The 21,576-nt window shown below is 66.0% G+C and carries 29 protein-coding genes; 16 read left to right on the top strand and 13 right to left on the bottom strand.

Translation table 11 applies throughout. The features are described 5' to 3' along the window. Positions 1–307 precede the first annotated feature (307 nt). The 6 genes from G452_RS18955 to G452_RS0110090 all read right to left on the bottom strand — a co-directional run bounded on the left by G452_RS18955 (position 308) and on the right by G452_RS0110090 (position 3,641). The gene (locus tag G452_RS18955) at positions 308–757 is read right to left on the bottom strand and encodes a hypothetical protein (protein WP_022662145.1); all 450 of its coding nucleotides are present in this window, start codon (positions 755–757) and stop codon (positions 308–310) included. Then, entirely contained in the window at positions 757–1,026 is a 270-nt protein-coding gene (locus G452_RS0110110; RefSeq protein ID WP_022662144.1) for a hypothetical protein, read from the bottom strand. Before G452_RS0110110 ends, G452_RS18955 begins: the two co-directional genes overlap by 1 nt. After that, positions 1,016–1,519: a hypothetical protein gene (locus G452_RS18950; protein ID WP_022662143.1), complete on the bottom strand. Its 504-nt coding sequence runs from the start codon at positions 1,517–1,519 to the stop codon at positions 1,016–1,018. Before G452_RS18950 ends, G452_RS0110110 begins: the two co-directional genes overlap by 11 nt. Positions 1,520–1,734: 215 nt before the next feature. After that, entirely contained in the window at positions 1,735–2,625 is an 891-nt protein-coding gene (locus tag G452_RS0110100; protein WP_022662142.1) for a hypothetical protein, read from the bottom strand. A gap of 170 nt (positions 2,626–2,795) precedes the next feature. Then, positions 2,796–3,251: a hypothetical protein gene (locus G452_RS0110095; RefSeq protein ID WP_022662141.1), complete on the bottom strand. Its 456-nt coding sequence runs from the start codon at positions 3,249–3,251 to the stop codon at positions 2,796–2,798. Between the two features lie 87 nt (positions 3,252–3,338). Next, entirely contained in the window at positions 3,339–3,641 is a 303-nt protein-coding gene (locus G452_RS0110090; protein WP_022662140.1) for a hypothetical protein, read from the bottom strand. Positions 3,642–4,238: 597 nt separating this feature from the next. Between G452_RS0110090 and G452_RS0110085 the strand changes: the two genes are divergently transcribed. Continuing rightward, positions 4,239–4,445 (top strand): hypothetical protein, encoded by a 207-nt coding sequence (locus G452_RS0110085; RefSeq protein WP_022662139.1) that lies wholly within the window; start codon positions 4,239–4,241, stop codon positions 4,443–4,445. A gap of 42 nt (positions 4,446–4,487) precedes the next feature. On the opposite strand, the gene G452_RS18945 is transcribed toward G452_RS0110085, so the two are convergent. Both G452_RS18945 and G452_RS0110075 read right to left on the bottom strand, forming a co-directional pair. Then, positions 4,488–5,552: a TRAP transporter substrate-binding protein gene (locus tag G452_RS18945; RefSeq protein WP_081650571.1), complete on the bottom strand. Its 1,065-nt coding sequence runs from the start codon at positions 5,550–5,552 to the stop codon at positions 4,488–4,490. Between the two features lie 30 nt (positions 5,553–5,582). Next, positions 5,583–5,948, bottom strand: a complete 366-nt coding sequence (locus G452_RS0110075; protein ID WP_155887652.1) for a hypothetical protein — start codon at positions 5,946–5,948, stop codon at positions 5,583–5,585. Between the two features lie 147 nt (positions 5,949–6,095). Here G452_RS0110075 and G452_RS0110070 point away from each other — a divergent pair, with 147 nt between their 5' ends. From G452_RS0110070 to G452_RS0110060, 3 genes are read left to right on the top strand one after another with little or no spacing between them, the layout of a single operon-like run. Continuing rightward, positions 6,096–6,869 (top strand): nuclear transport factor 2 family protein, encoded by a 774-nt coding sequence (locus tag G452_RS0110070; RefSeq protein ID WP_022662136.1) that lies wholly within the window; start codon positions 6,096–6,098, stop codon positions 6,867–6,869. A 4-nt stretch (positions 6,870–6,873) separates the two neighbouring features. After that, complete coding sequence (locus G452_RS0110065; RefSeq protein WP_022662135.1) at positions 6,874–9,021, top strand: HEAT repeat domain-containing protein; 2,148 nt, start codon at positions 6,874–6,876, stop codon at positions 9,019–9,021. A gap of 15 nt (positions 9,022–9,036) precedes the next feature. Further along, the gene (locus G452_RS0110060; RefSeq protein WP_022662134.1) at positions 9,037–9,348 is read left to right on the top strand and encodes a hypothetical protein; all 312 of its coding nucleotides are present in this window, start codon (positions 9,037–9,039) and stop codon (positions 9,346–9,348) included. Between the two features lie 75 nt (positions 9,349–9,423). On the opposite strand, the gene G452_RS0110055 is transcribed toward G452_RS0110060, so the two are convergent. Further along, positions 9,424–10,008 carry a hypothetical protein gene (locus tag G452_RS0110055; protein WP_022662133.1) on the bottom strand — a complete coding sequence of 195 codons (585 nt, stop codon included), beginning with the start codon at positions 10,006–10,008 and terminating at the stop codon, positions 9,424–9,426. Between the two features lie 181 nt (positions 10,009–10,189). Between G452_RS0110055 and G452_RS0110050 the strand changes: the two genes are divergently transcribed. Together G452_RS0110050 and G452_RS0110045 are read left to right on the top strand one after the other, a co-directional pair. Further along, the gene (locus G452_RS0110050) at positions 10,190–10,492 is read left to right on the top strand and encodes a carboxypeptidase regulatory-like domain-containing protein (RefSeq protein WP_081650569.1); all 303 of its coding nucleotides are present in this window, start codon (positions 10,190–10,192) and stop codon (positions 10,490–10,492) included. An 84-nt stretch (positions 10,493–10,576) separates the two neighbouring features. Continuing rightward, positions 10,577–11,662 (top strand): protein-glutamate methylesterase/protein-glutamine glutaminase, encoded by a 1,086-nt coding sequence (locus tag G452_RS0110045; RefSeq protein WP_022662131.1) that lies wholly within the window; start codon positions 10,577–10,579, stop codon positions 11,660–11,662. An 83-nt stretch (positions 11,663–11,745) separates the two neighbouring features. On the opposite strand, the gene G452_RS0110040 is transcribed toward G452_RS0110045, so the two are convergent. After that, positions 11,746–11,967 (bottom strand): hypothetical protein, encoded by a 222-nt coding sequence (locus tag G452_RS0110040; protein ID WP_022662130.1) that lies wholly within the window; start codon positions 11,965–11,967, stop codon positions 11,746–11,748. Positions 11,968–11,974: 7 nt separating this feature from the next. Continuing rightward, complete coding sequence (locus tag G452_RS18940; RefSeq protein ID WP_040368528.1) at positions 11,975–12,373, bottom strand: DUF5675 family protein; 399 nt, start codon at positions 12,371–12,373, stop codon at positions 11,975–11,977. 236 nt (positions 12,374–12,609) lie between these two features. Here G452_RS18940 and G452_RS0110030 point away from each other — a divergent pair, with 236 nt between their 5' ends. The 6 genes from G452_RS0110030 (at position 12,610) to G452_RS0110005 (ending at position 16,800) form a co-directional block, all read left to right on the top strand. Beyond that, a complete protein-coding gene (locus G452_RS0110030) occupies positions 12,610–13,359 on the top strand; it encodes a S24 family peptidase (RefSeq protein WP_022662128.1) in 750 nt (249 codons plus the stop codon). A gap of 85 nt (positions 13,360–13,444) precedes the next feature. Next, positions 13,445–14,242 carry a 2-amino-3,7-dideoxy-D-threo-hept-6-ulosonate synthase gene (locus G452_RS0110025; protein ID WP_022662127.1) on the top strand — a complete coding sequence of 266 codons (798 nt, stop codon included), beginning with the start codon at positions 13,445–13,447 and terminating at the stop codon, positions 14,240–14,242. 15 nt (positions 14,243–14,257) lie between these two features. Then, positions 14,258–14,680, top strand: a complete 423-nt coding sequence (locus tag G452_RS0110020) for a DUF6941 family protein (protein WP_022662126.1) — start codon at positions 14,258–14,260, stop codon at positions 14,678–14,680. A gap of 80 nt (positions 14,681–14,760) precedes the next feature. Next, positions 14,761–15,195: a thioredoxin TrxC gene (gene trxC / locus G452_RS0110015; protein ID WP_022662125.1), complete on the top strand. Its 435-nt coding sequence runs from the start codon at positions 14,761–14,763 to the stop codon at positions 15,193–15,195. Positions 15,196–15,295: 100 nt separating this feature from the next. Next, complete coding sequence (locus tag G452_RS0110010; protein WP_022662124.1) at positions 15,296–16,060, top strand: substrate-binding periplasmic protein; 765 nt, start codon at positions 15,296–15,298, stop codon at positions 16,058–16,060. Beyond that, positions 16,057–16,800 (top strand): SIR2 family NAD-dependent protein deacylase, encoded by a 744-nt coding sequence (locus tag G452_RS0110005; RefSeq protein ID WP_022662123.1) that lies wholly within the window; start codon positions 16,057–16,059, stop codon positions 16,798–16,800. The genes G452_RS0110010 and G452_RS0110005 overlap by 4 nt, the downstream gene beginning before the upstream one ends. 1 nt (position 16,801) lies before the next feature. On the opposite strand, the gene G452_RS0110000 is transcribed toward G452_RS0110005, so the two are convergent. Continuing rightward, a complete protein-coding gene (locus tag G452_RS0110000) occupies positions 16,802–17,218 on the bottom strand; it encodes a PaaI family thioesterase (protein ID WP_022662122.1) in 417 nt (138 codons plus the stop codon). A gap of 427 nt (positions 17,219–17,645) precedes the next feature. On the opposite strand from G452_RS0110000, the gene G452_RS0109995 reads away from it, so the two are divergent. After that, positions 17,646–18,179 carry a PsbP-related protein gene (locus G452_RS0109995; RefSeq protein ID WP_022662121.1) on the top strand — a complete coding sequence of 178 codons (534 nt, stop codon included), beginning with the start codon at positions 17,646–17,648 and terminating at the stop codon, positions 18,177–18,179. A gap of 65 nt (positions 18,180–18,244) precedes the next feature. Here the strand turns inward: G452_RS0109995 and G452_RS0109990 are convergent, their stop codons facing one another. Continuing rightward, positions 18,245–18,628 carry a hypothetical protein gene (locus G452_RS0109990; protein ID WP_022662120.1) on the bottom strand — a complete coding sequence of 128 codons (384 nt, stop codon included), beginning with the start codon at positions 18,626–18,628 and terminating at the stop codon, positions 18,245–18,247. Positions 18,629–18,847: 219 nt separating this feature from the next. Here G452_RS0109990 and G452_RS18935 point away from each other — a divergent pair, with 219 nt between their 5' ends. The 3 genes from G452_RS18935 (at position 18,848) to G452_RS0109975 (ending at position 21,537) form a co-directional block, all read left to right on the top strand. After that, positions 18,848–19,933, top strand: coding sequence for a hypothetical protein (locus tag G452_RS18935; protein WP_022662119.1), 1,086 nt, complete (start codon positions 18,848–18,850; stop codon positions 19,931–19,933). After that, positions 19,930–20,835, top strand: coding sequence for an alpha/beta hydrolase (locus G452_RS0109980; RefSeq protein WP_022662118.1), 906 nt, complete (start codon positions 19,930–19,932; stop codon positions 20,833–20,835). The genes G452_RS18935 and G452_RS0109980 overlap by 4 nt, the downstream gene beginning before the upstream one ends. Before the next feature lie 483 nt (positions 20,836–21,318). Beyond that, complete coding sequence (locus tag G452_RS0109975) at positions 21,319–21,537, top strand: hypothetical protein (RefSeq protein WP_022662117.1); 219 nt, start codon at positions 21,319–21,321, stop codon at positions 21,535–21,537. Positions 21,538–21,576 lie beyond the last annotated feature (39 nt).

The following is a 21,576-nucleotide window of genomic DNA, read 5'->3' as shown; positions in this document are numbered from 1 at the left end:
TAGCCCCGGTTTTTCGGGCCGGATGAAACGGGCGGGAAAGAGGAAAGGAAAAGGACGTTTTTTCCCTGTTGACAGGGGGCCGAGGGAGCGGCCCGCAAACGTTCCGGCAGAATGCGGCGGATGCGCGCCGGAGGTGCGTGACGGACGTGCGCGGCAAACGTGCGCGGCAAACGTGCGCGGTGAATGTGCGCACGGCATGAAAACGGGCGGGCGCTAACGCGGTATCCGCCCGGACAGGTTGCTCCCGTGCGCGGCCAACGGCCCGACCGGAAGACCGCGGCTGCCGGGAGCCGCCCCGGCTGCAAAATCAGCAGGGAAGCTCTTCGCTTTCGTCCGTTGCGGGCGGCTCCCCCGCAAGGTGCAGCTCGAAGACCACCGAGCCGGAACCGGTCTGCCCGGAACCGTCCTCCTCCCCGGCCGCTCCTGTCCCGAAGCGATCGGGTCGGCGCGACTTGAGCAGAAACATGAGCAGCTGATCCGAATACTTCCGCGAAGCGCCGCGCTGCTCGCCCTGGTAGAAATACGGCTCCTCCACTCCGTCCACGGCCCGGCGCACGGCCTCGGCCTCCAGCCGGTCCTCGCTCTCGCGCAGGGCTTCTTCCCATTCGCGGGCGAACTCCGCATCCTGCTTGCGAAGCTCGTAGACCTTCCAGCGGCCCAGCCCCGCATGCTGCGCGGCCTGGGTCACGTTGCCGTGCTGGGCCAGCGATTCCAGAAACGCGCTCCGCTGTTTCCGGGAAAACGTCCTGGCGGCCATCACGTCCTCCTGCGCAGTTCCGTGCGGATGTCCACGAGCATTTCCTGAATGCCGCGCACGCGCTCCTCGATGCGCTCGACCTTGATGGCGGCCTCGCGCGCTTCGTCCACGCGCCGCTCCAGGGTGCAGAGCTTCTCCTCCAGCACCTGAAGCCGCGCGCCCAGTCCGGCCCCGGCGGTCACGGCCATGAGCAGGCAGGAACCGAGAGTCAGCAGCGTGGCCAGATTGATGCGCCGATCCACCCGCCAGCCCTGTGCGTCAACGCTCATGGATCGATCCTCCCACCAGGCCCGGCGCGGACGGGCCGCTTCCCGGCGTGGGCGCTGCGCCCTGGTCCGCTCCGGCGTTTTCCGCGGCCGCTTCCCGCCCCAGGGCCGAGCGCACCCCGCGCAGGGTTCCGGGCAGGTAGTCGCCGATCTTCTTCACGCCGAGCACGGCCGCCACGATCCAGAACGTGACCTGAAGAAACCAGTCGGGCAGGGCCTCCCAGGCCCGCAGCACCTCGCCTGCGCCCGCCGGGTCGAACCCGGACCAGACGAAGAACGCGAGCCAGGCGTAAAAGAGCACGTCGTCCTTCCAGCCCGCGTTTTCCAGTTGCTTCATTTCCCAGGCCTGGTTGAACTCCTGGCTGGACTGGGCCAGCCTGACCTTGTTTTCCACCACGGCGCGCCGGATTTCCTGATTGCCTCTGAGATGCTCGCGCACCCCGTCCACCACGAGGGAAAGCAACCCTGCCAACGCGCCCACGATCGGTATCGCCATGCAAACCTCCTTTGATTTGCCCGCAGCCTAGCCCCGGTTTTCCGGGTCGGACAAAACAGGAAGCCGAAAGCGGCGCAAAAGGACGCGATTGCCCCCTTGACGACGGCTCGGCGGGCGATTCCGCAGGGGACGGCCCCAAAAAAAAACAGCCCCGCAAGGGGCTGCTTTTCAGCAAAGGGCAACGGTCCGGACAACCAAGGCCCGCGCCGGATGCGTCATTCGCAGACGACCCAGCGGCCGTCCTCGGCCTTGAGGGTGAAGAGCTGGTTTTCCTGCTGCTCCTCGCCGCCCAGGGTCGGATGCTCGCGCCTGTAGGTGCCGGTGAGCCGGACCTCGGCCATGCCGCCTTCCTGGCGGACCAGCTCGTAGCGCAGGCCCGAAAAATCGTGCTTCACGTCGGCCCACTTCACGTCCATGCCCTCGAACTCGCGCAGGGCTCCCTCGGCCATGTCCACGAGGCCGGAATCGCGCATGGCCTTGCACATGTTGGCCTGCATGGCCTGGGCGTCGATGCGGTAGACCGCCTCGCAAAAGGCGCGGGCCACCTCCACGGGCGAGGGACCGGACTCCGGCGCCTCCCCGGCCAAAGCCGAGGGGTTCTCAAGCCAGACCCGGTAATCCGAAAGGGGCAGGTTGGAACGGGTCTGGTCGCCGCACATCTTCCATTCCCCGCCGATGCGCTGAACGATGACCACGTCCGGATCCTCGTCCCACTGCGGGCCTGTGGGCGAGAGGATCGCATACGGGCCGCTGATGCGCACGCGGGCGAGATCCTGGTCCTGTTCCAGGAGCGTATATTCCACCTTGCTGAAATCGTAGCCGATCTTGTCGAAATCAACTCCGGCGGCGCGCAGCTCGGCGATCTGGGATTCGAAAAAGGCCTTCAGCTCGGCGCGGTCCTGTTCGCTCATGCAGGCGTGCCGGGCCATCATCTCGTAGTTCAGGCTGTGCCCGCCCTCGTAGACCATGCGCGCGGCATATTCCGGGGAATCGGGAGCGGGACCGGCAACGAGACCGGAATCGTTCGCGGACGATGTTCCGGCCTGGACCGCGACGGCCAGAAGGAACTGAAGAAGGACGATGGAAATGGATGCGAGGCGGGGCATGGGCTTCTCCGTTTGCAGGTTGCTCTGCCCAGGCTATACGCGGCGCTCCTGCCGGGGGTCAACGGGGAAGTGGAACTCCGAAAGGAATGGAAGCCGATATGGCCGGGCGCGGCCGAGCCGGGCGGGCCGCACGGCGGCGACCCCGCAGCCGGGGAGCGAAGCCCCCGGAATCAGGACTGGAGCTCGCTGCAGACGAGCCATTCGTTGTCTTCCTTGCGCAGCTCGATGTCCTGGTTCTGTTCCTGGGACTCTTCCGGCAGGCCCGGAACCTTGACCTTGAGCACGCCGCCCATGTGCACCTTGGCCGTCAGCTCACCCTGGCTGACCACCTCGAAGGTCACGCCGCTCATGTCGTAGCGCACCTGGCTGAGATCGACGCCCATGCCCTTGAGGATGTTCATGGTCTCCTCGAAGTCGCCGCGCTGTTCCTCGATTTCCTTGCGCATCTGCGCGCAGGAAAGGGCGCTCAGCCCGTCCATGTCGTAGGCCAGGGAAACCTCCACGGCCTTCTTGGCCACGGACAGGGGATCGCCGGGCTGCTCGCCGGTCTGGGCGCAGGCCCCCAGCAGCAGCAAAAGACAGAGCGGCGCCGCCAGGGAAGCGATCGCCGGGATTCGTTTGCTCATTCCGATTCTCCTTGCATGCGCGAAACCGCGTCCTTCTGGGTAGCCCGAAAGCCGGAGAGGGTCAACGCGATCCCGGCGAAGAAAGCGTCACATCAGCCCGCCGCAGATCTTCCAGCGGCCGTCCTCCAGACGCAATTGCACGGTTTCGTCCAGCCGCTCCCGGCTGGGGCCCTGGCTGGGATGGTCCGCCTTGAGCAGTCCGGTCATGCGCACGCGGGCCTCGTCCCCGTCCTGCTCCAGCAGCTCGTAGCGCATCTCGGCCAGCTCCATGCGCGCTCCCTGCGCCCTGGCCTCGGCCATGCTTTGCCGCAGCTCGTCCACGGGCGGAGCCGTTTCCGCGCAGAGATAATGAACCAGGCCCACGGCGTCGAGCCGTGCCAGGGCCTGCATGGCGCACTCCACGCTCCGCTCCGGCCCTGCCGAGGGTCCGCAGCAGCAAAGAGAGAACGCCAGCGCGGCGCAAAGCGCGGCCCGCCCTATGTCCCGGCCAATGTCCCGGCCAATGTCCCGGCCAATGCCTCGGCCAATGCCTCGGCGCACCATGCCATTCATTTTGCAAACCTCAATACGCAGGCATATCGAAACATACTGAGACGATATAAGAAAATTTGCATTTTGAAAAGTTGAGAAGATGCGATCCGGGAAAGCCCATTTTCAGCGTCCCGCCCTTTGGAGCGGAGTTCGCAACGCTCTTTCCGCAAGGGCGCTCCCTTTCGCCTCCCCGGACGATGCGGAGCCACCTGCCCGGCGCTCTTTCGTGCCCGGCGCTCTTCCCTACCCGGCGCTCTTCCCTACCCGGCGCTCTTTCGTGGCAGGCGCTCTTTCATGGCCGACGCTCTTTCATGGCCGGGCAAAGCCGCGACACCTGGGCCAAGGCTGCGGTCGTCTTTCCGCAGGTGTGGATTTTCCTTCATGAATGCGCTATCGGTGCGGAGAAAATATCCCTGTGGCCCGAACCCTCGGCAGCAGGCAACGAGGAGTAATCCGATGAAGAAATTCTTTTCCTTCCTGATCTTCGCGGCGGTGGTCGCGGGCGCGGTCGCCTTTGCCCCGGTCATCGGCCAGAAGCTGGACATGCCCTACGAGACGGGCAAGCTCCACGCCCCGGACATCGAGCGCCACCACGGCGCCGCCGCCGGGACGGGTCACGAAGCCCCGGCCCACGAAGAGGCTCCGGCCGAAAGCCACGGCTGATCAGGCTTTGCCCGATCCCCTGGTGCATGACGCGCGCGGGGCTCAGATGTTCAGGACGGAGAACGCGTTCCAGGTCTGGCTGCGTTCCCAGACGCGCATGTAGTCCTCGTGTATGCGCGCGCTGAGCGGATCGGCCGCGGCCGCCTCGTCGATGACCTCGCGGCTGAGCACCCAGATCCGGTTCAGGAACTCATCCGGCAGGGAAGCCACCCGCACCCCGGCCAGCCCGCGCAGCTTGCCCAGGGAGAGCGCGTTGGCCGCGTCGAACCGCGCCTGCATCCAGAGGTCCGTCTCGGCGGCGGCGGCCCGCAGTGCCGCGCGCTGCGGCGCGTCCAGCTGCTCCAGGGCGGCGCGGGAAACCAGCCCTTCCATGCGTCCGGACGGCTCCTGCCAGCCCGGCCCATAGTACCACGCCCCGGCCCCGGCCAGCCCCAGCGCGAGATCATGATGCGGGCCGATCCAGTTGACCCCGTCCAGCGCGCCCGAAGCAAAGGCGTCGCGCAGCTCCTGCCCGGGCAGCATGACCACCCTGGCCCCGGCCCGCTCCAACACCTTGCCCGCCAGGCCGGGAAAGCGCAGGTTCAGGCCCACGAGGTCCGAAACGCTGCGCAGCTCCTTGCGAAACCAGCCGAACATCTGCGCGCCCGTGTCCCCCATGGGCAGCGGCACGACCCCGTAAGGCTCGTAGGCCTGCTCCCAGAAGCGCAGCCCCTCGCCGTCGTAGAGCCAGGAGTTCAGGCAGTTCTTGTCCATGCCGAAGGGCACGGAGGAAAACCACTGGGCCGCCGGGATCCTGTCCGCCCAATAGTAGGCCGAGGCGTGGCCCATTTCGGCGCGGCCCTCGGCCACGGCCTGAAAGACATCCAGCGGACCGGCCAGCTCCCCGGCCGGAAGCGGGGTGATGCGCAGGCCCCCCCCGGTCAGCTCGAAGACGCGGGCCGAAAAACGCTCCAGCCCGTCCCAGAACACGTCCATGTCCCGGCTCCATGCCGTTGCCATACGCCATTCCCGGCGCTTGGCCGCAAAGGCCGCGGGCGCTCCCGTTCCCGCGACCGCCACGGCGGCCGCAGCCAGTCCCACACCCTTGAGCAAATCCCTTCGACGCATGTTCCTCCCGAGGGCCGCGCAGGGCGGCCTTCAGCGTTTGCGGTAGTAGATCACGCTGTCCCCTCCCTGGCCCTTGCCAAGATTGGGATAGTGTCGCACATAGTCGCGGGTGCAGCGCAGAAAGCAGGCGTTGTAGCGGTCCTCCTGGGCGATGCGCTCGCGCTGTTTCGCGGCGGTCTCCCCGGCCTGGTACCGCAGCGAGGGCTTCGGGCAGGCCGCGATGCAGGCGCGCTCCCGGCGCTTCCAGTCCTCGGTACCCTGGGCGCGGGCCAAGCCTGCGCAGAGGCAGAGCTGGCCCAGCAGCAGCGCCGAGACAAGCAGCAGGGGCACCCCCTTCCGCGCGGCGGCGCAGCTTCGTTCGTGCCCGGAATCAGTGGTTCGCCTTGCTTTGCGCATGCTTTCACCATGCCGCCGCGCGCACCGGGAGTCAACAGGGCGGCGGGGCTGCGCTTCGCACTGAAAACTGGTATGAGACCTGCACCGCAGCGGTATGGAAACGACCCAATCCTCGGTTTGAACGGATGATCCCCTTTCGGAGGTAGCATGACCCGCCTGCTCGCCCTGTTCGCGTTCTTCGCCGCCGTCGCCCTGGCGGGGCTTCTTGTGGTCAATAATTTGACCACGGGCATGTCCCAGAACGCGGACGCCTTTTTCCAGACCGTACGGGACGGACGTTTCGACACAGCCTATAATTATCTTTCCAAGGGCTTTCGCAACACGGTCAGCCCGGAAGAGCTGCGCGCGTTTTTGCGGCGCGGCTCCCTGGACCGCTACATGACCTCGGTCTGGACCTCGCGCAGCTACGTCGGCGACAGCGGCGAGCTGGAAGGCACCGTCTACGCGGACGACGGTTCCGTGACCCCCCTGGTCCTGACCTTTGTCCGCGAGGAAGGCGAATGGCGCATCCATTTCATCGACGCGCGCCTTCCCGGCCTGGCCCGCCGGGAGATCACCAAGGATCTCCCCGACCAGGAAGTGCTCGAACGCATGGCCTCGGACACGGCCAAGCTCTTTGCCGAGGCCGTGGAGCAAAAGGACTTTCATCAGTTCCATGCTTCCATATCGGCGCTTTGGGCCAGCCGCATCAGTCCTGAAGAGCTGCTCGAGGCCTTCGAGCCCTTCATTTCCAAGCAGGTGGATCTGACCGGGTTCGACCAGATTTCCCCGGTCTTCAGCGAACCTCCCACGGTCAACGCGGACGGCGTTCTCGTGCTCAAGGGATATTTCCCGCATGAACGCGGCACGCTGCGCTTCCGCATGGAATTCGTGTTCGAATACCCGGAATGGAAGCTCCGGGGCATCGACATGCGCATCTAACACCATGAGCCGCATCGCCAGCACCGCCCTTCTGCTTTTCCTGATCTGCATCGCGCTGCCCTGCGCGGCATCCCCGGCGGACGTGCGCAAGATTCCTGCGGAAAATCTCGTGCGCCAGCTCGACGACAAAAACGACGAGGTGCGCGCAGCCGCACTGGACGAGCTGCTGCGCCGCGGCAGCGAGGCCGTGCCCGCGCTGGTGGACGCCCTGCGGGGCAACAGCCCCGCGCTGCGCGGAGCCGCCACCCAGGCCCTCTCGCGCATCGGCGCTCCGGCCGTGCCGGAACTGGCGCGCGCCCTGGAAGACCAGTCCCGCTTCGCCCGCATCCAGTCCGCCATCGCTCTGGGGCTGATGGGCTCGAACGCCTCGGACGCGGTCCGTCCGCTTTCGCGCGCCCTGGACGACCACGTCGAGGACGTGCGCGGCAACGCCGCCGCAGCCCTGGCCGAGATCGGCGCGGACGCCGCGCCCGCAGCGCCGGAGCTGGAGCGGCTGCTGGAAGACCCCAGCCCCTGGGTGCGGCGCAACGCGGCCATGGCTCTGGGCCGCATCGGCCCCGGCGCGCGCGAATCCGCCGACGCGCTGATGCGGGCCATGCGCGAGGACAAGAGCCCCAAGGTCCGGGCCGAGGCGGTGCGCTCCCTCGGAAAGATCGATCCCGACCCGGCCAGCGCGCGCGATGCCCTGGACGGGGTCATTTCCGGCGACACCACGCAATCGGTCCGTGACGTGGCTTCGGAAACCATTAAAGTATTCAAAAACAGCGGCAAAGAAGATCGGCACCCTTCGGAAGGTGACGATTACGGTTCGGAAGAAGACTCGGAAAACGCTACGAGGCAACACTCCGGCGCTTCCGAAAGCACCCCCGTGGCCGACCTCGTCCGTGACCTCGGCAAGGACGAACACACCGCGAACGCCGCCGCCGACCTCATCGTCAAACGCGGAGCGGACGCGGCTCCGGCCCTGGCCTGGGCCCTGGACAGCGAGGACGCGACGCTGCGCAGGCGGGCCGCCCGGACCCTGGAACGTCTTGGTCCGGACAGCGCTCCGGCCCGCGCCGCCCTGGCCCGGTCCCTGAGCGATACGGATGCGCGCGTGCGCGAAAACGTCGCCCGGGCCCTGGGGAGCATGGGCGAGGCCGGGCTGCACGCCCTGGACGAACTCGGACGGGCCTTGAACGACACCGACCCGTTGGTGCGCACGGCCGCTGCCCAGACCCTGGCCTCGTTCGGAGCCGCTGCCGCGCCTGCCGCGTCTTTCCTGGCCGCGCTGCTCCAGCGCGGACCGGACCAGGCGGCCGTGGCCGCGGCCAAGGCACTGGGCAACATCGGTCCCAAGGCCGCGCAGGCCGTGCCCGAACTGCGGGACGCCCTGACCAGCTCCGACCCGGAACTCCGGCAGGTCGCAGCCGAAGCCCTGGGCAAGATCGGCCCCATATCCCTGCCTGCCGCGCCCAAGCTGCGCGCCCTCAAGAGCGACTCGGATCCCGCCGTGCGCACAGCTGCGGAAAAGGCCCTGCGCGAAATCGACCCCACCGGAGCGCCGCTGGAAGCGGACGCAGGCTCGCCCGCCGAGACCAACGCCTCCGCTGAAACGGCAAATGCGGCCGAAGGAACCGGCAACGATCCCTGGCCCACTTCGCTGGAAGATCTTGCGCCGGATCCGCGCTATCCGGATTTCGCCCGCCAGGAAGCCGCGCAGCCTCCCGCCGCTCCCGCGCCCGAAGCGGAAAAGCCTGCCGATGCTCCCCCGCCGCCGTCCGCTGCGGCCCCGGCCGCGCCCGAAGCGCCCGGAAGCCCGCTGGCCAGGGAATACGCGCAGGGAAGAACGCTCTACGAATCCGGAAAATACGAAGACGCCGCCCAGGTGCTGCTCCGGGCCGCGCGGCAGAACCATTCGCCTTCCCAGGTGCTGCTCGGCCAGATGCGCCGCGACGGCCTGGGCTCGCCCCCGGACAACGAGAAGGCCCTGCGCTGGTTCCGGAGCGCCTCGGCCCTGGGCGACGCGGCGGGATATTTCAACATGGGCTGGATGTACGAGCACGGGCTCGGAGTGGAAAAGGACATACCCACGGCCCTGCGCTGGTATGACCGCGCGGCCAAGCGCGGACACCGGGGCGCCCTGGAGCGCGCCCGGACGCTGCGCCGCTGAAGCCGGGAGGAATCGATGCGCCTGATCCGCATGATTGGACTGACGTGCTGCGCGGGCCTGCTTTTCGCGGGCACGGCCCAGGCCCAGGGGGGCGGATTTCCCAATGCGCGCTGGAAGGCCGAAGAACAGAAGTGCATTGCGGCCTGCCCGCCGTTCCCCCGCTTTTCCGGAACGGAAACGGACGCCCAGTACCAGCGGCGCATCAAGGCCGAAAACGCCTACAACCGCTGTTACGCCGCCTGCACCAAGCAGTACGAGGACCGGGTCAACCTGCCCTACAAGCCCTATGACGACGGAAGTCAGGGCTACATGAAGAGAAATCAGTAAGCGCGAAAACGCTTGAAAGAGCGCCTCCGGCAGCCGGGGATTGCCTCGCCCGACCGCCGGAGGCGGTTTTCCGTTCTAGAACGCCTTGACCTTCTCCATGGCGGGAATCATGGCCTGCACGGCCTGGACCGTGATGTCCTGGAGTCCCTCGGCCATGATCTGGGATGTGGCGTCGCGTTCGAGCACGATGGGCTTTTCCACGACGCCGGTATGCGTGGCGGCGTAGAGCTGCTCGCCGTCGCGGGTCAGGGTGTAGCGCACCTTCATCTGGGTCTTCCAGGTGCTCAGCCCGACCTTGTCGAGCTGGACCTGCTGGACCTCGCCCGTGATGACGAAGCCGGATCCGGCGTTGTCCGCCGTGGCCACGTAGCGGCAGGAGCAGCCCCGGCCCTTCATTTCCTCAAACATGGCGCGGGTGGCCCACTCGGCCACGTCCGATCCCGCGACGTAGCTGGTCTGCTCGTCGAGGGTGCCGAGCAGCTTCGGGGCGGGACGCTGGTCCTGGAAGGCGACCACGGTGATGTCCCAGCGGCACCAGGGCGCGTTGTCCACGGTGGCGGGGTAGGTCAGCGGCACGACGTTCTGCGCGGCGCAGCCCGCAAGGGTCAGCGCCAGAACCGCCAGGCCGAAAATACGAACAGGGAATCGTGAGCGTTTCATACGCGTTTCTCCTCTCTAGTGGTTGGCATGTGCCCGAAAGGGCAATACCCCGCCGCAGGGAAAATGTGAACCGCCTGGAAGATCGAGGCGGGCGGGCCTTTCCGGGCATTGGCTGTCGGGCTGATTTTGTGTATGCACTAGGTCATCGGCGAATCGGCCCTTTTCAAACCGTGAGGTTCGCGTGCTGCTACGACAGGTTCTCGCCCCCGTGCTGCTCGTATTGCTGCTCTGCTCCCCGGCCCTGGGACGCGGCGCGGTTTCCGGCGTTGTCGTGGGGCAGAGCGGACCGCTTTCCGGGGTGCGGGTCGAGGCGCTGGAAACGGGCGAACATACCGTCACCGGCCCGGACGGCCGCTTCACTCTTTCCATTTCCACGGACGGGCCAACCACGCTGCGTTTTTCGCGCAGCGGCTACAAGCCCCTGACCCGGCACATGGACGAAGCGGCCACGGACGTGATCGTTTCCATGAAGATCATGCCCTGACAGCCTCGTCCTCTTGCGTCAAACCTCGTTTTCCCTCATTATGCCACTATCCAATCCTTTGCATCGCCGAAAAAGGCAGGGGGCATGAGCAAGAAAATTCGCGTACTCGTGGTGGACGATCAAGCCCTGGTCCGCCAGACAATGACGGAAATATTGGAATCGGATCCGGACATCGAGGTCATGGCCACGGCTCCGGATCCTTACGTCGCCGCCGAACGCCTGCGCCATGAAATTCCTGACGTGATCACCCTGGACATTGAAATGCCGCGCATGGACGGATTGACTTTTCTGCGCAAGATCATGTCCCAGCATCCCATCCCCGTGATCATCTGTTCCTCCATGGCCCAGGACGGCAGCGACAACGCGCTCAAGGCCCTGGAATACGGGGCGGTGGAGATCGTGACCAAGCCCAGGGTGGGCACCAAGAAATTTCTCGAGGAGTCGCGCATCCGGCTCTGCGACGTGGTCAAGGCCGTGGCCAGGGTCCAGCCCCGCAAGCGCGAGATCTTCTCGGCCCGCGACGCCAAGGTCCAGCCCAAGCTGGACGCGGACGTGGTCATCGCCAAGGGCAAGGGCTACACCATCTCGACCACGGAAAAAATGATGGTGGTGGGCGCGAGCACGGGCGGCACCGAGGCGCTCTCGCAGTTCCTTCAGGCCCTGCCCCTGGACTGCCCGGCCGTGGCCATCGTCCAGCACATGCCCGAAGGATTCACCGCGCGCTTTTCCGAGCGGCTGAACCAGATCTGCCGGATCACGGTCAAGGAAGCCCAGGACAACGACACCATGCTGCGCGGCCAGGCGCTCATCGCGCCCGGCAACAAGCACATGCTGCTCAATCGCGCGGGAGCGCGGTATTACGTCCAGATCAAGGACGGCCCCCTGGTCTCGCGGCACCGCCCTTCGGTGGACGTGCTCTTCCGCTCGGCAGCGCAGTATGCGGGCAAGAACGCGGTGGCCGCGATCATGACGGGCATGGGCGACGACGGCGCCAAGGGCATGCGCGAGCTTTTCGACGCGGGCGGCTGGACCATCGCCCAGGACGAGGCCACTTCCGTGGTTTTCGGCATGCCCAAGGAGGCCATCAAGCTCGGCGGCGTCCGCGAGGTGCTTCCGCTCGGCTCCATCGCTCCGGAGATGGTCCGCCGGGCCTTGACCAACTGGAGCTGAGCAGGCACGCCCCTGCACGAAAACGGACCGGAAGCGCGCCTCGTTTCCGGTCCGTTCTGGTCTCCTTCTCCCATCCGCGCGGCTCAAAGCCGAAGATCATCGCAGCAGCCCGGATCAATGTGGCGGTTGCGCTGGTCGCGCATCCACCGGCTGAGATCCTCGGGCAGCGCCCGCCAGGAACCCCGGTTTTCGCGTTTCCAGGCGGGCAGTCCCTTTTCCCGCACGAGCCGCACTATCTCCTTTGGATTTTCGCCCACCGCCGAGCAGATCGCCTTGGCCCCCTTGATGCAGATGCTGTCGCCCATGCTCGTCCTACCCTGCGTTTCGGATGCGCAGCTCGACCTGGTCGCGGCCTTCCAGAAGCCGCAGAAATCCCGAAAGGGCATTGCGGGAATCCATGATCCCCCGGACCCCGCCGAGCATGCCCACGCCCTGGCCGAGCAGAATGCAGCCGCGCGTGTCGCCTTGCGTGTTGCCGGCGTGGAAGAGGATGTGGTCCCGGCCCGGAACGGCGCAGACCTCGAACGTCTCCCCGAAACGGCTGGAATGTGTCCGACGACAAACATACTCCCCTTCAGGGATGCAGGAGACATTTTGTCGATTGTCCAAATCCTGCGGTTCCAGCGTGCAGCAGACGACACGACCTCCGCAGCGCAAAACCCCGAAGACCCCGTCCTCGGAACGCTCCAGCCGAACCAGATCCATATCCATTCCATTCCCCTTTTGTTTATGAATTTTTTACGCAATTAAACGATAAATTATAGACTGGCGCTTGCAAAGGTCGGGAGAAAACCCACGTCGCCGACCACGCCGCAGCCATGTTTTGAATAGCCATATGACTAATTAATTGTCAACAGCTTTTGTCAAATAACATTAGACAAAAGTCCAAAAATGAGTATATCCAATGTTGAAGACAACATCGCCACCCGGCGGGCAAAGGAGGGTGCATGGGCTTTACGGATGATCTGCGCAACCGGCTGAACAACCTCGTGGGCCGGGGGAGCTGCTTCCCGAACAAGAAGCGCATGGCCGACTCCCTGGAAGTGGACCCCTCCCAGCTGAATCGGTTTCTCTCCGGGGAACGCGGGCTCACGGTGGATTCCCTGGGCCGCATCCTGGACAAGCTCGGCGCGCGCATCGCCTTTCCCGATGATCCGGCGGACGCCGCGCGCGAGGTCTGCTTCGTCACCCCGGAGCGCTCGCAGGTCGGCCGGGATTCTCCGCCGCCCGCGTCCGAAGACTATATCGCCGTCCCCCTGGCCTCCTCTCCCGTGGCGGCCGGGCCGGGCATCATTCCCGAAGACCGCATCGACGGCTGGGTGCTCGTCTGGCGGCACCACGAGGCCGTGCGCTTCCGCTCGAACATGGTCGCCGTGCAGATCGGCAAGTACGAGCAGTCCATGATCCCGACCCTGCACCCCGGCGACATCGTGCTCGTGGACCGCAACGAGCGCGACCCCGTGCCCGCCGGAAAGATCATGCTCGTGACCGAACCCGGCGGCGACGACGCGGGGGCCATGGTCAAGCGCGTGTCCACGCACAAGACCGCCGACGACATGGAGCTGATCTTCTACTCGGACAACAGCAAGGAATTTCCCCCCATGGTCTACCGCCTCGGACGCGACTACGAGGGCGACATCAGCCGCGCCATCGTGGGCAAGGTGGTCTGGGCCTGGAGCGACATGACCCGCAAGTAGCGCGAAAGGCTGGCGCTTCGCCGCGAGTTTGGGTAAACAGGTCTGGTGACCACCCGGTCATCCACCCTTCACAAGGAGCCGTGCCATGAACACCGGAAAAGCTCTCAGGCTGGATCGCATCTTCAACCGCAACACCCGGCGGACCATCATCGTGCCCATGGACCACGGCGTCACGGTAGGCCCCATCAAGGGACTGGAAGACATCCGCGACATCGTGACCAAGCTCGTGAACGGCGGGGCCAACGCCGGGCTCGTGCACAAGGGCTGCGTGGCCTGCGGACACCGCTCCGAAGGCAAGGACTTCGGGCTCATCGTGCACCTCTCCGCCAGCACGACCCTTTCCCCCTACCCCAACCGCAAGGCTCTGGTGACCACCGTGGAGGAGGCCATGCGCCTCGGCGCGGACGGCGTGAGCGTGCACGTGAACATCGGCGACGATAACGAGTCCCTGATGCTCGAACAGCTCGGCCGCACCGCGGAACGCGCCGACTACTGGGGCATGCCGCTGCTGGCCATGGTCTACGCGCGCGGACCCAAGATCAAGAACGAGTACGCCCCGGACGTGGTCGCGCACTGCGCCCGCGTGGGCATGGAACTCGGCGCGGACGTGGTCAAGGTCAACTACACCGGCGACCCCGACTCCTTTCTGCGCGTGACGGAAAGCTGCTGCGTTCCGGTGGTCATCGCGGGCGGCGAAAAGCTCGACTCCACGCGCGACCTGCTCGAAATGGTCAAGAACTCGCTCATGGCGGGCGGCGCAGGCCTTTCCATCGGCCGCAACGTCTTCCAGCACGAAAACCCGACCAGGCTCGTGCAGGCGCTCAACGCCGTGGTCCACGAGAGCGCCTCCGTGGACGAAGCCCTGCATATTTTGGACAACTGACAATAGAGGAGGACCATGCTTCCGAAAATCGTTTACGCGCTGCTTTGCAGCGACGTGATCATCGACCGCGAATCCGGCTCCGCTTCGTTCATCCGCGCCTTCGAGCACGGCACCGTGCGCAGCCTCCCGGCCTCGGTGCCGCCCTGCTACATCGCCACCCTCTGGGAAACCGTGCCCCCGCTGACCGAACCCTTCACCCTGGGGCTGAGCCTTGTGGGCCCGGACGGCGAAGCGCACAACCTGGGCGCGAACACGGTCCAGCCCAACGGCGCGTCCCTGCACAAGGTCAATTTCCGGCTGCCCGGACTGAACGTTTCCCAGCAAGGCCGCCACAACATCGTCCTGGCCGTGCAGATGGGCGAGCAGCGCGAAATCGCCAAGGAATTGCCGCTGTACGTGTTCGTCCAGCCCCAGGAAGAGGGCACGCCCACGGCCTAGCCCCCTGCCCTGCGGGCACACGGGCGGACCTTGCCAAACCACTGGCCGTGCTTATCTCCAGTGGAACAAGGAGGACGCCCATGAGCGAACCCATCCATCTGGTCTGCCCCGGTTGCGGCGCCGTGAACCGAGTGGACCTCTCCCGCGCGGCTCAGGCCGCCTGCGGCAAGTGCGCCCGCCCCGTATTCGAGCCCGCGCCCGCCGAAGCCGACGAACGGCTCTTCCTCAAGCAGACCGCCCGCTCCGATGTTCCCGTGCTCGTGGATTTCTGGGCGCCCTGGTGCGGACCCTGCCGGGGAATGGCCCCGCAGTTCGCCGAGGCCGCACGGCTGCTGCACCCGCACGTCCGGCTGATCAAGGTCAACACCGAAACCGAACAGGCCCTCGCGGCCCGGCTGGGCATCCAGTCCATCCCCACCCTGGCGCTCTACCGGAACGGCAGGGAGATCGCCCGCCAGCCCGGAGCCATGTCCGCCCACGACATCGAGCGCTGGGCAAGGGCAAGACTGGCCTGATGCCGACCGCTCGGAGGGGGGGACTACGGCGCGGCCTTCCGCCCTCCTTCCCTCCTTCGCATCATTGACGCCGTGTCGCGCGGCCCGGTAGAGTTCCCCCATGCGCACCCAGCTTCTTCTTTGCCTGCTCGGCCTGCTCGGCCTGATCGTCCCTGCCGCTGCCTCGGCCGGAAGGCTGGACGTGCTGCGCGTGGCCGCGCCCGAACGCCAGCCCTTTTTCTTCCGCGTGCAGGACGAGCCTGCCGGCCTGGAGGCGGACGTGCTTTCCGAGCTGGCCGAGTCCCTGCGGCTCGACCTTGAATTCGTGCCCTGCGCGGGCGAGCAGTGCCGGGCCATGCTCGCGGACGGCAGGGCCGACCTGGGCTCCGGCGTGCAGGACGAACCCGGCCTTTCCGCAAAACTGCTGTTCGTGCGCCCCGCTTATGCCGTCCGGCCCGATGCGGTCTTCTACCGCCTGCGCGAGGCTCCGCCCGTGACCGGCCAACTGCGCCTGCGCGGCAAGAAGCTGGGCGTGCGCAGCGGCTCCCCCCTGCCCAAGGACATCGCAACGGACCGCCTCATCCCGCTCGTCCGGCAGGACAGCGCGGCCCGGCTGATGAAGCTGCTCCTGGCGGGCACGGTGGATCTGGTCATGCTCGACGAGAACGAGGGCGACGCCGTTCTGCACGCGCTGCATCTGGATCGAAACATCGTCAAATGCGAGTATCGGCTGAAAGGCGGCGAACCGCTCTTCTTCGCCTTTTCCCTGCGCTCGAAACAGCTGGCCAGGGCCGGCGCCTTTGAAAACCGCTTGCGCGACATGGTGGAATCAGGCCGCCTGCGCGAGTTGCAGGATCGCCATCTGAAAGGCGGGGAGTCGAAATGATGCAGGAGTTGATCGAACAGGCCGCGGACCTGCTCCGCGCCTCGCGCTACACCCTGGCCTTCACGGGCGCGGGCATTTCCGTCGAATCCGGCATCGCCCCGTTTCGCGGGCCGGGAGGACTCTGGGAAAAGCAGGATCCGAAATATTTCGAGAAGCGCTACTTCATGCAGCATCCGGGCGAGGTCTGGCCCCTGCTCAAGGAACTCTTCTACGACACCCTGCCCCTGGCCCAGCCCAACGCCGCGCACCTGGCCCTGGCCGAGCTGGAGCGGGCCGGAAGGCTGCACGCCGTGATCACCCAGAACATCGACAATCTGCACCAGCGCGCGGGCAGCCGGGAGGTGCACGAATTCCACGGCAGCATGGCCGCCATGGACTGCCTGCAATGCCGCCGCAAGACGCCGGCAAGCGAGGTCAGCCTGAATCTGCTGCCGCCGCCCTGCCCCATCTGCGGCGGGCTGCTCAAGCCGGACATCGTCTTTTTCGGGGAGCCCATTCCCGAGGGCGCGTACCAGTTCTCCACCCTCGCCGCCCAGAAATGCGAAGCCGTGCTCATCGTGGGCACGTCGGGCAACGTGCATCCGGCGGCGCGCATCCCGCACATGGCCAAACACGCGGGCGCACGGATCATCGAGGTCAACGTCCAGCCTTCTTCCTATACGGAGAGCATCACGGACGTTTTTCTCCAGGGTCCGGCCGGGGCCACGCTCGCGGCCCTGCGGGACGCGCTCTTGGGGTAGGTCAGCCCAGGACCATGAACTGGGCGCTGGCCACGGCCACGCGCGTTTCCCCGGACACGGCCTCGGCTTCGACGAAGAGCACCCGTTTCCCGCCCCGGATCACGCGGGCGAACGCCTCCAGGTCCGCTTCCGGCCTTGCCGGGGCGAAAAACCGCGTTTCCATGGAAATGGTCGCGACCCTGCCCCGGCCCTCGGCCGCGTTCAGGGCCAGCGCCGCGTGGGCCATGGCCTCGTCGAGCAGGGTGGCGAGAACGCCTCCGGCAATCACGCCTCCGCCCTGGACCAGTCCCGGCTTGAAGGGCAGCCGCAGCGTGCATCGGCCTGGGGAAAGCGCGGCCAGCTCCAGGCCGAGAAAGGTGAACAGCGGGTTGACGGTCTGGCCGGGCCGGGCAACGGCCTCCAGATATTCCTTGGGCATGGCCTTCTCCGTTGGGCTTGGCGTTCTTTGCTTTTCGGCCTCGGACGCGAAACGCGCCCTGCCTGCGCCGTGCTTCTGCGTGCATCCTAGCGCGGGAAAGCGCGAAACGCGAGGTTCGCGTTCCTGCGCATCGCAGGCTTCATCTGCCATTATTTCTACATAATTTCAGATCAATGCGCATATTGTAAAGTTTGCGATAGCTTTTCGGTTTGGCAGACGTTTTCCACCCAGTCCGGGCCTCTTTGTGTTGTCGGTGCAACCGGGGTGTGCTAGTTTGCTGAAAATATCGGCAGGATGCGTCGCCTTTCATGCGGCGCACGGCCCTTGTCGGGATTCCCCGGCCACGCGCCGCAACAGCCTGCATCAAGTGACACATCGCGCGGAGCGGCGGAAAGCCGCACCGATCGTCAATTCAAGGAGAAAGACAATGCACGGCATGATTTGGAAACGGCTCGGAGCCCTGTGCGCGATTTTCTGCCTGCTGGCTCTTGCCGCCTGTTCCGGCGGCCTGCCGGACGGCTATTCCGAATACAAGGACGAAAAGGCCGGCTTTGCCCTGGCGCATCCCTCGGACTGGGAAGAGCTGCACGGCATGGGCACGCTCGTCTCCTTCGCCGCCCCCGGCGAATCCACCAAGGGCCGCCCCAATTTCGGCGTCACCAGCGAGCGCCTGGGCCAGGACATGACCCCGGAGCAGTACATCGAGCAGGCCAAGAAGATCATGACACAGGTCATGCCCGGCTTCACGTTCCTGGAGCAGGCTTCCGAAACCATCAACGACCGCAAGGGCGTCCGCTTCAAGTACAGCATCGAGGTGGACGACCAGAAACTGACCCTGGTGGGCTTCGCGGTCATTGAAAAGCAGATGGCCTACGTGGTCACGGGCGGCTGCAAGGACGACCAGTTCAAGGAATTCGAAAGCGTCTTCGACACGGCGGGGCGCTCTCTTCGGGTTCTGTAGCCCGGAACGACGCCCCTGCGCGAGCGCGCACGAGAAGAGCGGATCCCCGGCGGATCCGCTCTTTTTCATTTGTAGGATGGCGATTTTTCGATCAGATCAAGCAGAATCAGCGCGGTCTTCATGTGCTTGACGTTTTCCTCGTCCATGTAGTCGAGGATGTATTCCTTGAGCGGGGCCACTGTCTTGCCGAGATGCGCCTGGCCCAGTTCGTCCACGCGGTAGGCCGCTTCGAGCGCGTCCAGCAGGAGCCTGTCCAGGCCCTCGTCGTACGGCGTGTAGTATCTCAGGGCGTCGCGCACCTTGAGCATTCCGAACAGGATGGCCTCCTCGTCGGTGTAATCGCGGCCCCAGACATCCCCGGCCGTGAACACGGGCCGCCTCGCCTCGACCGGCTCCGGGTCGGGCAGGCGGCGCTCACGCCAGCGGTCCAGGGCGATGACCTGTCCCATCACGCCTCCTTGTCGCCGTTGCAGTCCGTTTTCGGGCGCTTCCCCGCCCGCGTTCTCTTTTCGGACAAAGGGAAAGAATACTTCACCCCTGGCGAGGTTCGCACGCCGAAATCGGACGCGGCCGCACGCGCCCAGGTCGAGCGGTTTCGGCAAAGGCACTCAGGACGTAGCGCTGCGTCCGGATTTGCGTTACCCAAAGAACCAGGAGGTCTGCCCGACGTGCTGCTGGACGTGCCATTTCTGCCCCATGCGGGCTATCTCGATTTCCTGGCGGAAAACGCCCAGGAGCTGGAGTCCGTGCATTTCAGCCTTTACAGCGACCTGCTCGCGGACGCCCGTCCGGCCCTGGAGCGGCGCGACGCGCTGGAAATCGCCGAGATGCTCGGCAGGATCGTGGGGCCGGACAAATACCTGCTGCTCAACGCGGCCTTTCACGGCGAAGCGCATTACCACGACCGGGAGCGGATGCGCTCCGTGGCCAATCTGTTGCGCCTGCTCCTGGAAGGGGCCGAGGTGCGCGGGCTGATCTGGGTGGACGCCTACCTCCTGCGCGCCCTGCACGACGTCGCCCCCGCGCTCTGCGCCCATCTGGAAGCCGTGCCCGGCGTGAACCGCCTCCTGGACCACGAGGACAAGGTCACGGCTCTGCTGGGCTTTGTGCGCGAATGCGGGTTCAAGCAGCCGTCCCGCGTGATCCTGGACCGCAGCCTGAACCGGCGGCCGACCGAACTGCGCCGCGTGCGCGAGGCCCTGCGCCGCAGGCATCCCGACCTGCGCGTCGGCCTGCTCGCCAACGAGGGCTGCCTGCCCCACTGCCCGCACAAGCCTTCCCACGACGCGCTCATAGCCCTGGGACACCTGTCCGGCCATGCCGAACGCACCTTTGCGCTCAACCGCGACTTCGGCTGCATCCGCAGCGTGCTGGAAAAGCCGGAACGCCTGTTTTCCTCGCCCTTTCTGCGGCCCGAAGACCTCGACAAGGTGGAGGATTGCGCGGACCTGATCAAGATATGCGGGCGCAACAACGGCGGGCCCGCTTTCCTGCGGCGGGCCGTGACCGCCTATCTGGACCGGAGCTACGACGGCAATCTGCTCGACCTGCTGGACACCCTCGGCGAATTCGCGGACCGCTACGACGTGCCCAATGCGTCCCTGCCCGCAAACTTCTACGACCAGCTCACCCTCTGCCACGGCATGTGCGGGCTGTCGGAGTCCGGGTGCGAACGCTGCGCCGCCCTCTTTCGCGCGCACGCGCGGCTGCGTCCGAACCCGACATTGCGGCCCATGCCCCGCGAAGACGCATGAACACCCTCGCTTCGATCATGAAATGGGGCCTCGGCGGTGCATTCGCCCTGGCCGCCGCGCTCTGGATCGGGCTGGCTGCTTTTTTGGCGGTCTTTCAATCCCGGCTGATCTACCAACCCATGCGGGGAGTGCAGTCCACGCCTTCGGACGTGGGCCTCGCCTATGAACGGCTCCGGCTTTCTTCCGATTCCGGCGCGCGCATCGAAGCCTGGTTCATCCCTGCCGAGCCGGACCGCATGCCCACGACGGACCTGGGGCCGGGCGGACGCGGCACCGCGCTCTTCTGCCACGGCAACGCGGGAAACCTCGGCCATCGCCTGGAAACCGCGCTGATCCTGCACCGCCTGGGCATGAACGTGCTGCTCTTCGACTACCAGGGCTACGGCGAGAGCGAAGGCCGCCCCTCCGAGGCCGGAACCTATGCGGACGCGCGCGCCTGCTGGGACTGGCTTCTGAACGAACGCGGAGAGAAGCCCGGCCGCGTGGTGGTCATGGGCCGTTCCCTGGGAGGAGCCGTAGCCGCGCAGCTTGCGGAAACGGTCCGCCCGGTCGGGCTCGTGCTCGAATCCACCTTCACCTCCGTCCCGGACATGGGCGCACGCCTCTATCCTTTTCTGCCCGTGCGGGCGCTCTCCCGCTTCCGGTACGACACGCTCTCCCGCCTGGACGCGCTGGCGCGCATGGGCCTGCCCATCCTCTTCATCCACAGCCCGGAAGACGAGATCGTGCCCTTTGCCCTGGGCCGGGAACTCTATGAAAGCTACCAGGGGCCCAAGGTCTTCCAGGAACTCCAGGGCGGGCACAATGAGGGGTTTCTGCTCTCCGGACCTGTGTACGACGACGCGCTCCAGCGCTTCTTCGCGGACGTGCTCGCAGGGGCGTCCGGCACTGCCGCGCGCTGACCTTGCACCAGTCCGCACCAGTCTTGCACGCGACACGCCGCTCCGCCGGGCGACATCCCAGGCCGAGATCACATGCCGACACCATACGCCAACCGACAAGCGACGATTTCGCATGCAACTGAAATACAAATAATAATGACAGACGATTTTGAATGGACTTCATTTATGCATGCCGCGGACCGTGCGCTCCATGCGGGCAACGCAGCCCTTGCCCGGTCCCAAAAATAGCTTGCGCGACACGCCGCGAAGGGGCCGCTTGCGCACGCAGGCGCCATGCGTTTCGGACCCGAAGTCGGGACAGCCCCCTGATACGTGCTTGATTTCGTCCCTGTGTTGCCGGGCGCGCGGCCCGAATCTGCGGCGCGCAGGCGCGAACCCGGCAGGAGTTGCCGTCTTCTGAATATCAACCATATGAAATAATTGCATTCATTCCCTACAGCACGTTCCTTGCTTCATTCCGGGCAACGCAAAGGAGGAACGCTCATGCAGATCAGCAACATCGACCGTCTTTCCCTGGAAAACCTGGCCCCGCAGAAGATGCAGGAAGCCCGCGCCGCGCGCGTGGCCGTCCCCGAAGAAGCCCAGCAAAGCGCCGCTCCCTCGGACAGCCTGGGCATGGATCTCGAAGGACTCGGCGAAATGCACAGCCTGAACGCGGACAGGGTCGCCAGCCTGATCGCGGATCCCTTCGGCGACGAATAGACCGCTCGCGTCGCCCGACGAACAATGGGAAGCAGGCGG

The sequence above is a fragment of the Paucidesulfovibrio longus DSM 6739 genome (assembly GCF_000420485.1).
Classification (GTDB): domain Bacteria; phylum Desulfobacterota; class Desulfovibrionia; order Desulfovibrionales; family Desulfovibrionaceae; genus Paucidesulfovibrio; species Paucidesulfovibrio longus.
Note: the sequence above shows the minus strand (reverse complement) of the source record. Positions and strands in the feature narration are given on the sequence as shown.

Coding starts and splice junctions, on each gene's coding strand:
- G452_RS0110000 (WP_022662122.1), bottom strand. CDS start 17,218: ATGCCCAAGGAATATCTGGAGGCCGTTGCCCGGCCCGGCCAGACCGTC.
- G452_RS18945 (WP_081650571.1), bottom strand. CDS start 5,552: ATGCGTCGAAGGGATTTGCTCAAGGGTGTGGGACTGGCTGCGGCCGCC.
- G452_RS0110040 (WP_022662130.1), bottom strand. CDS start 11,967: ATGGGCGACAGCATCTGCATCAAGGGGGCCAAGGCGATCTGCTCGGCG.
- G452_RS0110085 (WP_022662139.1), top strand. CDS start 4,239: ATGAAGAAATTCTTTTCCTTCCTGATCTTCGCGGCGGTGGTCGCGGGC.
- G452_RS18955 (WP_022662145.1), bottom strand. CDS start 757: ATGGCCGCCAGGACGTTTTCCCGGAAACAGCGGAGCGCGTTTCTGGAA.
- G452_RS18940 (WP_040368528.1), bottom strand. CDS start 12,373: ATGGATATGGATCTGGTTCGGCTGGAGCGTTCCGAGGACGGGGTCTTC.
- G452_RS0110045 (WP_022662131.1), top strand. CDS start 10,577: ATGAGCAAGAAAATTCGCGTACTCGTGGTGGACGATCAAGCCCTGGTC.
- G452_RS0110090 (WP_022662140.1), bottom strand. CDS start 3,641: ATGCAGGCCCTGGCACGGCTCGACGCCGTGGGCCTGGTTCATTATCTC.
- G452_RS0110065 (WP_022662135.1), top strand. CDS start 6,874: ATGAGCCGCATCGCCAGCACCGCCCTTCTGCTTTTCCTGATCTGCATC.
- G452_RS0110010 (WP_022662124.1), top strand. CDS start 15,296: ATGCGCACCCAGCTTCTTCTTTGCCTGCTCGGCCTGCTCGGCCTGATC.
- G452_RS0110100 (WP_022662142.1), bottom strand. CDS start 2,625: ATGCCCCGCCTCGCATCCATTTCCATCGTCCTTCTTCAGTTCCTTCTG.
- G452_RS0109975 (WP_022662117.1), top strand. CDS start 21,319: ATGCAGATCAGCAACATCGACCGTCTTTCCCTGGAAAACCTGGCCCCG.
- trxC (WP_022662125.1), top strand. CDS start 14,761: ATGAGCGAACCCATCCATCTGGTCTGCCCCGGTTGCGGCGCCGTGAAC.
- G452_RS0110005 (WP_022662123.1), top strand. CDS start 16,057: ATGATGCAGGAGTTGATCGAACAGGCCGCGGACCTGCTCCGCGCCTCG.
- G452_RS0110030 (WP_022662128.1), top strand. CDS start 12,610: ATGGGCTTTACGGATGATCTGCGCAACCGGCTGAACAACCTCGTGGGC.
- G452_RS0110025 (WP_022662127.1), top strand. CDS start 13,445: ATGAACACCGGAAAAGCTCTCAGGCTGGATCGCATCTTCAACCGCAAC.
- G452_RS0110020 (WP_022662126.1), top strand. CDS start 14,258: ATGCTTCCGAAAATCGTTTACGCGCTGCTTTGCAGCGACGTGATCATC.
- G452_RS0110075 (WP_155887652.1), bottom strand. CDS start 5,948: ATGCGCAAAGCAAGGCGAACCACTGATTCCGGGCACGAACGAAGCTGC.
- G452_RS0109980 (WP_022662118.1), top strand. CDS start 19,930: ATGAACACCCTCGCTTCGATCATGAAATGGGGCCTCGGCGGTGCATTC.
- G452_RS0110110 (WP_022662144.1), bottom strand. CDS start 1,026: ATGAGCGTTGACGCACAGGGCTGGCGGGTGGATCGGCGCATCAATCTG.
- G452_RS0109990 (WP_022662120.1), bottom strand. CDS start 18,628: ATGGGACAGGTCATCGCCCTGGACCGCTGGCGTGAGCGCCGCCTGCCC.
- G452_RS0110070 (WP_022662136.1), top strand. CDS start 6,096: ATGACCCGCCTGCTCGCCCTGTTCGCGTTCTTCGCCGCCGTCGCCCTG.
- G452_RS0110095 (WP_022662141.1), bottom strand. CDS start 3,251: ATGAGCAAACGAATCCCGGCGATCGCTTCCCTGGCGGCGCCGCTCTGT.
- G452_RS0110055 (WP_022662133.1), bottom strand. CDS start 10,008: ATGAAACGCTCACGATTCCCTGTTCGTATTTTCGGCCTGGCGGTTCTG.
- G452_RS0110060 (WP_022662134.1), top strand. CDS start 9,037: ATGCGCCTGATCCGCATGATTGGACTGACGTGCTGCGCGGGCCTGCTT.
- G452_RS18950 (WP_022662143.1), bottom strand. CDS start 1,519: ATGGCGATACCGATCGTGGGCGCGTTGGCAGGGTTGCTTTCCCTCGTG.
- G452_RS0109995 (WP_022662121.1), top strand. CDS start 17,646: ATGCACGGCATGATTTGGAAACGGCTCGGAGCCCTGTGCGCGATTTTC.